We start from the raw sequence: 10,272 nt of genomic DNA on the forward strand, positions 1-10,272 counted from the left end.
GAAATAAAAACGGCTGTTTGATAAACAAATGTAATTATTCTTTCAACAAAAATGAAAAAAATAATAAATAATCGAAAATAAAAAAAGCAAATAATTACTTTTAGATACTAAATTTAATTATTTTGTCGGCTCGTATTGTGGTATATAGAAATAAACTCGTATTTGAGCCTTAATTTACATAGAGATTGAAAATAATAATAAAAAATCGATAGTTTAAGTACAGAACCGACGACACGACGTCATTCTTCGCTTCGGAAGAAGCGCTTATTTACTGATGTAATTTTTTGTAATAGTCTGCTGGTATAAAAGGTAAAAACCATTGAAGGCTTTAGCGATGAAGAAAAAACCTCTTTTCTATTCTGGACTCAAGTTTTGGGTCAATTGAGCCAATACTTTCAGATTTAGCTTTAAGCGCACCATTCCGATCGGATGAAACCGTTGAGTATTTATGATTGCTGCATACATTATCGTATACGCTCCTTTCCCTTCAGCAATAAGCCCTAAAGGAGTACGCATAATATCCCACCATTTTTTTACTTTATCTTCAATTGATATATAACGGGCTTTACTCCAATGAATGCCATCTTTTGACAAGGAATAACCAAATTTATTAGGTAAATGAAGCCCCCATCCATCGGGTCCGCCATCAAAAACAGCTATATAGATACCATTTGGCAAGCGAGATACAATTGGATTCTCTATAAAAAAGGGATCGATACTAGTAACAGGATTAACCGTGGTATCCATTCGTCTCCAAGGGCCCGCCAACCGGTTGGAAGAAGCCAAGCCTACAAACCAACCGCTATTCTTTGCGTGATAAGGGTAATCACTCCATTTGCTCCAAGGGTAAGCGCCACCATAAAAGGCTAGCCAACCTCCCGCTGTCTGAAATGGGAAAAAGGAGTCTACTCCCTGGCGGCCTTCCCAAAGTTGAGAATTAAGGCCAGGCTCCATTACAATGCCGCTGTCAATATAGGGTCCACCAATTCCATCGATTCCCCGCTTTATTGATACAGCTCTCCATATTCTTCCAAAGGAGTGATTGGGCTCGATAGTCCGGCTAACCGTGTAAGCTACATAAAATGCATTCCACCGATTTTCTTTTTTATTAAAAATCGGCATAAATGACCATATCGCTCCCCTACGATCATTGACAGGATTATCATCATCGGTAACCGAATATTGTCCACTTGCGCGATAAATTGTTCCTACACGTTGCCAGTGAATAGCATCTTTACTGACCCAGTGGCCGATTCGCGTTTTTACACGGTCATAGTAAGCCCCTGAATCCTTTTCCCCTGCGCGTTCAGTGGGGAATAAATGATAAATACCATTTATCTTAATACAACGTCCGCCCTCAAAACCACCTAATATATTACTTGTGCCCGGCATTCCTTGATCGATGACAGGTCGACTCGGACCTGAAATAACGGTAAAAAGATTTTCAGAAGGCGCTCTTTCGATGCCTTGTTTCGGAAGAACCTGCCCATTAACAGGTAGTGACAGAACAATGCAAAAACCACTACACAAAAAATAGAAAGCAGATCTGAATAAAATACTACGGAAAACTGTGGGCATTATCATGTAAATTGTTTGTGTTTTCAAAATGAGGCTAATGACTTTAGCAGGTCTAGCCGGCAATAAATTGTATTAAACCGTTTACCGCGTTTTTTATCTTCCTACTTATTTTTTTAAATGCTTTAAACAAATCAACTATATTTATTTTAATCGGATAATTCAAAAGATATCTTTCAAATCTCTAAATTATTTTTAACACAGTATTCTAATCCTTAACACATCATCATTAGAGCAGCAAATGTACACGAAGAATTTTAATCATCATGACCGAAAGACTACCTCGTGCTTACCGTGGAGTCTCAAAAGACAACCACTTACATAGAATTTCCTGCGGCTATTCGACGACAACAAGTCGTAGAAATCAGGCCAATGGTAAGTGGTTATCTACAATAGATACTTGTATCTGAAGGAGCATCTGTAAAAAAGAGGAACTGCTTTTCATAATAAGTAATCCACAATTTGAGTAAGAGGCTATTACTGCAAATGCTGCTATCAAGAGTGCCGCAGCAGATGTAGCAGCAGCCCGGATGGATGTTGGGAAAGGCAGGCTCTTGGTTGACAAAGATATTGTTAGTAAATACGAATTAGAATCCGGACAATACACCTTGCAATCGAAGGAGGTTTCCTTGCAATTATTACCGTAAAACAACCATGGACGGGCAATTCAGTGGATGTATTCAATCGTATTGCAGCAGTCCTGAGCAACTTATTGGCTGTTGTAATACAAAGTGAAGTAGCCATTCGTAAGCAGCAACATGCTAATCCTGTCTTTGTACGGCGACAAGCCAGGTTAGGACCAGACTTTTCTACGGAATTACACAATATACTACCACAGCATTCCGGTGTGACGGGCGTTGGCGCCGCCAATGTGTTCGGTTTAGGAATGACCTATGCGATGTGTATTTGGGTAAAACCTGATATAATGGCGACCTATGGCATACTGGAGCAACTAAATTTCACTTTTATTCATTTTTCATATATTGAGTAAGTGGACAATCTTTTAATCCTTCAATTCCCTCAACAACAGATGCCGCATTTAAGCGTGCGCCATCGATATTGGTATGCGTTCCATCGCCCGGGAAAAAATGTTTTACGCTATCTTGCCCAATGGCAATCCAATGTGCGGCGATAATTCGATTAAGATTGATATAATATGCGCCGTTGGCTTTTGCTACAGCCTGTGCCCACTCAGGATATCGGGCTTCCTCTACTACCTGTCCGTGATTCCATCGATTGCGCGGCACTAAGGAACATACAATAGCAGTAGCACCTTTGGACTTTGCTTCAATTATAAACTTTCGCAAATACCAGCCGTAGGTATGAACGATTTCCGGCCGGTGCGTACGGATGCTGATGATTTCTTTTGTAGAATCGCTGATGCCTAACAAAGAGCCTTTTTGTTTAGTTGTATCGTCAACACCAGCGTGATCATTATGCCCGAATTGCATGATAACAAAATCACCTTTTTTGAGTGTTGCCATTATTTTATTCCAGCGCCCGTCTAATATAAATGTACGCGTACTCGTACCAGACTTAGCATGGTTACGAATGGAAATTCTGCTCGTATCGAAATAAGGATAAATCAAACTTCCCCAACCCCAATATGCGTCCCTCCCATTCCCATCGCTGTTCTGTACGGTTGAATCACCAATAATATAGATAACAGGTTTTTCCTGTTGACGAATAATAGTAAAGGACACTAACAACAAGGTTAGTATGGCAAGTAAAATTCCACGACAATGTTTACGTTCCTTAATATTCATTTTACTTATTTTTTATTTTGCAACTAATCTTTCAGGAATAATATTCATTTCAATAAGCCAAGCCTCACAAAGCTGTGTCCACAATTCAGTAGAACCCGGATTGTTGCGCAATGCGATTGCATGGCCGCCTTGTGGAAAAACATGAAAACTTACAGGCACTTTATTTTGCAATAATGCTTGATAAAACAACAGGCTATTCATTGGATTTACCGTTTTATCATTTTGCGCATCGGCAATAAAACAAGGCGGCGTATTTTTATTTACCTGCAACTGCAGGGAAAAATGTTTTTTCAATTCACCGGAAGGATTTGCCCCAAGTAAATTTTTTACACTGCCTGCGTGAGCATAATGCGTACTAAAGTCAATAACAGGTGAAACCAAAATCATAAAATCTGGTTTATAAGATATTTTATCCAGACTATCATTTACAGATGAAACATTATCCGTAATAGTTCCTGCGGACGCGGCTAAATGACCACCGGAGGAACAGCCCATAATACCAATCTTATCGGGATTGATATTCCATTTTACCGCATTTGCTCTGATGTAACGAATAGCGCGTTGGGCATCCATCAATGGAGCAATTTCACGATGTATTAAATCGGGAGAATTGGGGAGTCGATAGTTCAGTACAAAAGCAGAAATGCCCATTGTATTGAACCACTTGGCCAGTTGCAAACCACTAATTACATAGGCCAAACGTTCGTAACCACCACCGGGACAAATAACTACTGCCGCACCTTTATTTTCCTGTGTACCGGGAAAGAACGCATACATTCCCGGAGTCATCACGCGGTAAACGCGTTCATTGGCGATACTATCCTTTAAGGGTAGCTTTTTGGAATCAGGAATATGACCCTTTTGCCATAGTTCAATAAAATCCTGCGCGGTGGCGGATAAAGAAAGATGACATACTAATACTGTTAATACAAAAATCGAGATTCGTTTCATTTGCTTTTATTTTTTTATAACCGGAATACACGAAGATTTACTAATGTAATTGTCGCTCGTCGACCAACAACGGCGTTCGAGAAGCCGTTACTCTCCTGCAAATCTTTTAATGCTGAAAATCATGGTACTTAATCTTTCAACATATTCATAAACAACTGATGCGCTACGACATTTGCAGGATTATTTGCTAATGAGTTGAGCGTACCCATCGATGCATTTTCGCCATCGCCCTCGGCGCGTTTCTGCGCTTTTACATTTTGGATACAGGATGTAATATCCAACGCATTTAAAATAATTTTTCCACGACCATGTGCTACGATACTTAATGCAGCGTACACTTCCTGCTTATGATCGGACACAGCGCCAACAATGGTTTCACCATTGAATATGCGCATGCCGATTCTCTTTTTGTTATAAGTAGCCAAACTCTGGTATTCCCAATTGAATACACAATCCTGCGGCAATCCTGCAAATAGCGGTGAACTTTTTACAAAATAATTGCCGCCATACCAACTTGTCCCCATCACTTGAATGCCGCGAAAATCTATCACCTCTTTTTTGGCCAAATATGTCGCCCACGCTTCGGTATTACCAAGCACCACAAGCTTGTTTCCATTATTTACCCATTCTAAAATATCTGTTACCAAAGGGTTGCCTGGTTGCTGCGGCCTGTAAGCTCCAATAATCAACACATTAGCAGTCGGTATGCCCGAATGATAGTTCGTATATTTTATACCGATAGATTTTAAGTAAAGCTGTATAATACCCGTGGTATCTGCGACCTGTATGCTTTTGGAGACACCACTTTTGTCAAATTTTACGGCAAAAACATTATCATCACCACTGCATATGGTATTAGCGCCTTGTTTAATAACCGCACTCACAGTGCTATAACCAGCATTATTGATAGGCACTTTAATACCTTGAACTAATAGTTGTCCGTACACTGTTCCGCCGGTTATATTGACTTTTTGTTTTTGCCTTCGCATAATATTTCCCGAGGGATCCTTTACTTGTATTTGTAATTCGGCAGCGCCCTTGATATTTTTTTCGTTGACAACATAAAAATCAGCGGTAACCGTGTCACCCGTAGGAACCACTTTATGATTAAGTTTAACGGCAACATATAGGGGTCGATTGTATCGTGCAATTAATTCGGGATCACCTTTCAGATTACGGTAATTGTCTACTATCCCCGAATGATTTTCGAGCTTCATGCTTTCCCAACCATTGATTGCATAGCCATCTATGATGTTGTTGATACGTACATTTTCGATCACGCGCCCCTGGTAATAATAAGCCACATTGCCCATTTTCCTGGTAAGGCTATCCACGTTTGGAAACGCTTTCAAGAAACCGTTCCGATGCAAAAAATTATTATAAGCATCATACCATTTCAAATAAGTATCAGACTGCCAGCCAATATTTTTTCCCCTTTTCATGATTTTATCACGAATGAGTTGCAGGCGCGGCGGCGTACCGATTGCCCCTTCTTCACCATAATACACAATCTCATCTTTGTGATCAGTGTACTTAGCATAGCTCGTTGGATTATTATAAAGATTATCATGATATACACCCGGGCCGCCTGCATGATGCTGATCGAACCACCCGTAATCATAAAACGTCGTATCGTAAGCTAAGAGGTGCAATTTAAATCTTGGATCCGGTTCATTAATCTTAATAGGTCCATTACTCGAATTATAAGTAAGGATGCGCGTTGGATCTAACTTATGCCCCGCAAGCATTTCAGTCCTGTCAGCGGGCTGCGGTTCTGCGCCCCGCTCATTGTGCATATTGTAAATTATCAGGGAAGGATGATTTCGGTCGCGACGTATCATCCGAAAAAATTTCTCGCTGCGCACTGCAAAATAATAGTCGCGTTGTTTTTGTTCCAAATCATTTTTCGGATAAAAAAGATTCAACGGGAACTGGTTTCCTCCGGGTTCTTCAAAGTATAGCAATCCTAGTTCATCCGCAGCATTCAATACATTTTCCTGCCCGATGGTACGATGAAAATTAAGCATATTTAATCCCAATCGTTTTGCATCCATTATCTGTTTACGCGCCAGCTCATCACTGGGCGCAATACCATTTATAGGCCAAAAACCCCATGAAATGGAGGTGCGCAACACAATGCGTTTTCCATTCAGTAAAAATTGTTGGTCGCCGTTATTATTTTTCACTTCAAACCAACGGAAGCCAAAACGACGATTAAATATACCAGTCGTTCCGTCCTTTCCTTTCCAGATTGCCGTAAGCGTATATAAATTTGGATTATCCACATCCCACAATGCAGCTTTTGGCAAATTGATACTATAAGTATTTCTATTGTCACCCGGTTGCAATGTGGCTGTATATTGATGCGTGTAAACAATTTTACCTGTTTTATTTTCCTTTATGGCTAATTGGTAACTACCCGAACTTGCTTTGTTATTTTGATTAGCACCGGTTAACTGTACATCAATCTGCGTAGGATTGGGTTTGTTTTTTACAAAAACATCACTTATAAAAACTTTATCAGTAGCAGCTAATGTTACTTTTCCGGTAATACCCCCAAAGCCGTGCGAAGGTTGTGTACGATAATTGCCCCACATAAAATTCTGGCTGTCGCGCCAGTCAAAATTCCCATTGGGGTCGGTGATACGTACATCGATTTTATTTTCCGCACCTGGAATCATCGCTTTTGAAATATCCACATCAAAGGGTGTGCTGTTTACCAAATCATAGGCTACGAGTTTTTTATTTACAAAAACTTCCGCCCGAAAACGTACACTTTCAAATTTCAACACTACACGCTTTGCGCCGTAATCCGCAGGAATATCGACTTTGGTAGAAAACCAGGATACGCCGAGATAATTACCCGATACGCCAAACTTATTTCCATTTACGCCCCAAAAATATTGTTCCACCGTAGCTGGTAAATGCACATTTTCCACATAAAAATGCGAAAAAGCGACTGCACTGTTTTTTGCATTATTATTCAAAGATTGCCAACCGCCTGTTGGTATATTTACGGGAACTTCACTCAACTTTACGGGTGGCGAATATAGTTTATCATGCTGCCATTTAGCAGCAGTATCCAGCCACAGCGACCAGTTGTTTTGCGACAAATCAATCGTCGCATTACTTTGCGCATTTACATTTATAACACCACTAAAAACAGTGCAGAAAAACAGTGCACTTATCAATGATTTTCTTTTCATATTTTTTTCTAACTACTTATTATCTAAGCATTATATCCTCTCCGCTAATCACGACTATCTGCATATGTCCGACACATTTCCAAGCGAACCATTTTCATTTACTCCCTGAATTCGGTACATTGCCTTGTTTATATATCCGGAATCGGTATAGGTAGTGACTTGAGTAAAACCAATTACTGAATTATTACGCAACACAATATAACCTTTCGCTCCTGTTACCGCCTTCCATGTCAGTGTTTTTTCCGATCGGGTCACAGACGGCTTAGCGACCTGCTTCATTAACGAACGGGGATTCCAATTATCAATACCTGAAAGAACATTGTGGTAGGTGTATTTAGCTGCTTGTTCATCGGTCAATACGGCTTTTGAAGATCCTTCTTTTTGGGCATTCCGGTCTTTAAAAATTGTTTTGCGTTCACTTGTACTTATTGGATTTCCTTGCGCATCAACACTTTTATAATCCGCGAATATCGCAGGAATAGCGCCCATGTCGGTCCACCCTTGCGGATCGACCGGTATTTTCATTACGGTATAAAGATAGACAACGATCGGCCTCTCATGCCACGGACGCCCCATTTTCAGCTTACCATCGGCGGCTGCGGCATTGCCATCAATTGTACAATGATCAAATACATAACCCCATTGTGTGCCTTCTTTATGACTTGGGGCAACGATAACCGAACCGCTGCGCACATTGTAGAACGTGCTTTTTTCAACATAAGCATTGCCGCCGCCATAGAAATAATCCACCGCTCCTTCGATCCGGCAATTGGTCGCATAAAGACGATCGTTAATTCCTTTCATACTCGTCATCCAGGTATCCTGAAAGGAGCGGAAAATACAATTGTTGAATGCGATACGATCGGCCTGTGTGCTCATGGTAAGCGCCTGGGGTCCGCTTTGTTTTTCAACGCCCCAATCGTTTATAAAAGAAATATTCTCAGCGTAAAAATCCGAAGCATTGATGGTTACTACTTCTCCGGGAAATTTGTAAACTTTTGCATCAGGATTGTGAACAGAGAATTTCCAGGCTGCCCAATCATTCTGATTCCATTTGGAATCTTCTTTAGGCTGGGACTGTACGTTCAGTTTATAATGAATAATTGTTTTGTTCTTATCCTGTCCTATTAAGTAAATAAATGGCTTCTCTTTGGGAACGACAATTACTTCGTTATAATCTCCGTCTTTTACAAAAATCAAATAAGGTTTGCTGCCGTTGTCCGGAGCTGCATCAATCGCTTTTTGAACGGAAGTATAGTCGCCGCTATTGTCCGCGGCAACAACTGCATCGAATACTTTAGCACTTTTGGCCGTATTGTTTTGCCGTGCCCTGAGGGCAACATTTGACAACAAAATAGTCGCCGCCAAAACCACCAGGTACCTGAATTTATTTTTCATTTTTTTTATCAAGCTCATTATCTATTGATTTTTTATATTTTTCAATTGTCACTATTTTATGCAACGAAACAAAAAATGCAACGAGCGCAAAGATTATCGCTAATGCTATTCGGGCTGTTCCACTGTCCGTTCCGATTAGCCCATTTTTATGTTCGGACGGTAAGGATATCGACCCATAGATTAAAAAAATTATTGCCCAATTATTAACGCAGTTTTCTTAGCACCATAATTAAATTGATTGTTCATATTCTTATCTAATTGCGGCGAGTGTATTAATCGAATATCACTTGTTCGCTCACCGTCTATACTGAATAATCTTTTAGATACCTGATTGCTGCTGAGATGATCAAAAGAGATACCCGAACTGTTTTCCACGTGAATAAGCGGCGATGTTTTTTCGCAATGAAACGAAATATTTTTCAACGAAATATTTTTCGCCTCAACGATTTCCATTCCTTCTTTTGCAATGATTGTTACGCTATCCACATTAATATTGTTGATGGGCATTTCAGGTAAGCCGCGGAATAAGATTCCTCTGGCAGCTCCATTACAAATGACATTTTTGATATAAAAATTACGGAACTGCGGTGTAGTTATATCGGCAACAGGTATCGGAGCTTTTCCGCCGCTTTGACCAAGGTCCGGCTTTTGGGTAAAATAATACATATCGAAAGTGATCGCATCACCGATAATATCGCGCATGTTAATATTGCGAATGAAAATGTTTTCTACAACACCTCCGCGTCCTCTGACCGTTTTAAAACGAAGACCGTTTGCAGTGCCAATAAAATTACAATCCGAAACAAAAATATCATGCGCACCACCCGACATCTCACTGCCTATCACAAAACCGCCGTGCGCCTGATACACAACATTATTTTTAATAACAATATACATGGACGGTTTGCCCGCCTTTCTACCTTCTTCGTCTTTACCGGATTTTATGCAAATGCCGTCATCGCCGCAATTCAGCGTACAGTTTTCCACTTTTACATAGGCGCAAGATTCAATATCCATTCCATCCCCGTTTTGTGCATTTTCTTTATTGCGGACTTTCACGCCTTCAAAAGTCAGGTGCTCGCACCGCAAAGTATGCAGGCACCAGGCAGGGGAATTTTCAAAAGTTACATCTTCTAGCAGAATATGTTTACATCCGCTCAATACCAAAAGATTAGGCCTGAAAAAATCTTTTATCGGCAGATAATCTTCCATCGTTTTACCTTGTGTATAATTTCGTGAAGTCACTTCTTTAGCGCCTTTTGCATAGCTTTCAGAAGGATACCATGTTTTACCATCTCTACTTACGACGCCGGTTGCAGTCAGCTGTTTCCATTGTCTTTCCGTAACACGGTCTTTACCCATTGCACGCCACACTT

General features: G+C 40.4%; 7 protein-coding genes. 1 reads left to right on the top strand and 6 read right to left on the bottom strand.

Features of this window, described 5'->3' with window-relative positions:
- Nucleotides 1–354: 354 nt before the first annotated feature.
- Nucleotides 355–1,578 carry a hypothetical protein gene (locus ACQR30_RS06115; protein WP_429732756.1) on the bottom strand — a complete coding sequence of 408 codons (1,224 nt, stop codon included), beginning with the start codon at nt 1,576–1,578 and terminating at the stop codon, nt 355–357.
- Nucleotides 1,579–2,245: 667 nt separating this feature from the next.
- Here ACQR30_RS06115 and ACQR30_RS06120 point away from each other — a divergent pair.
- A complete protein-coding gene (locus tag ACQR30_RS06120; RefSeq protein ID WP_429732759.1) occupies nt 2,246–2,566 on the top strand; it encodes a hypothetical protein in 321 nt (106 codons plus the stop codon).
- Here the strand turns inward: ACQR30_RS06120 and ACQR30_RS06125 are convergent.
- The 5 genes from ACQR30_RS06125 to ACQR30_RS06145 all read right to left on the bottom strand — a co-directional run.
- The gene (locus tag ACQR30_RS06125) at nt 2,541–3,341 is read right to left on the bottom strand and encodes a rhamnogalacturonan acetylesterase (protein ID WP_429732761.1); all 801 of its coding nucleotides are present in this window, start codon (nt 3,339–3,341) and stop codon (nt 2,541–2,543) included. The two genes, ACQR30_RS06120 and ACQR30_RS06125, sit on opposite strands and share 26 nt — an antisense overlap.
- Nucleotides 3,342–3,353: 12 nt before the next feature.
- Nucleotides 3,354–4,292 (bottom strand): alpha/beta hydrolase, encoded by a 939-nt coding sequence (locus ACQR30_RS06130; protein ID WP_429732764.1) that lies wholly within the window; start codon nt 4,290–4,292, stop codon nt 3,354–3,356.
- A 128-nt stretch (nt 4,293–4,420) separates the two neighbouring features.
- Nucleotides 4,421–7,498, bottom strand: coding sequence for a glycoside hydrolase family 2 protein (locus ACQR30_RS06135; RefSeq protein ID WP_429732767.1), 3,078 nt, complete (start codon nt 7,496–7,498; stop codon nt 4,421–4,423).
- 54 nt (nt 7,499–7,552) lie between these two features.
- Nucleotides 7,553–8,896, bottom strand: a complete 1,344-nt coding sequence (locus ACQR30_RS06140) for a pectinesterase family protein (protein ID WP_429732770.1) — start codon at nt 8,894–8,896, stop codon at nt 7,553–7,555.
- A gap of 189 nt (nt 8,897–9,085) precedes the next feature.
- Nucleotides 9,086–10,272 (bottom strand): glycoside hydrolase family 28 protein (locus ACQR30_RS06145; protein ID WP_429732773.1); only part of this gene is annotated, 1,187 nt, incomplete at its 5' end.

This window comes from Arachidicoccus sp., from assembly GCF_050436765.1.
Taxonomy (GTDB): Bacteria; Bacteroidota; Bacteroidia; order Chitinophagales; family Chitinophagaceae; genus Arachidicoccus.

Excerpts from the sequence above, each read along its gene's own strand:
- ACQR30_RS06140 (WP_429732770.1), bottom strand. The coding sequence starts at position 8,896 with ATGAAAAATAAATTCAGGTACCTGGTGGTTTTGGCGGCGACTATTTTG.
- ACQR30_RS06115 (WP_429732756.1), bottom strand. The coding sequence starts at position 1,578 with ATGCCCACAGTTTTCCGTAGTATTTTATTCAGATCTGCTTTCTATTTT.
- ACQR30_RS06130 (WP_429732764.1), bottom strand. The coding sequence starts at position 4,292 with ATGAAACGAATCTCGATTTTTGTATTAACAGTATTAGTATGTCATCTT.
- ACQR30_RS06135 (WP_429732767.1), bottom strand. The coding sequence starts at position 7,498 with ATGAAAAGAAAATCATTGATAAGTGCACTGTTTTTCTGCACTGTTTTT.
- ACQR30_RS06125 (WP_429732761.1), bottom strand. The coding sequence starts at position 3,341 with ATGAATATTAAGGAACGTAAACATTGTCGTGGAATTTTACTTGCCATA.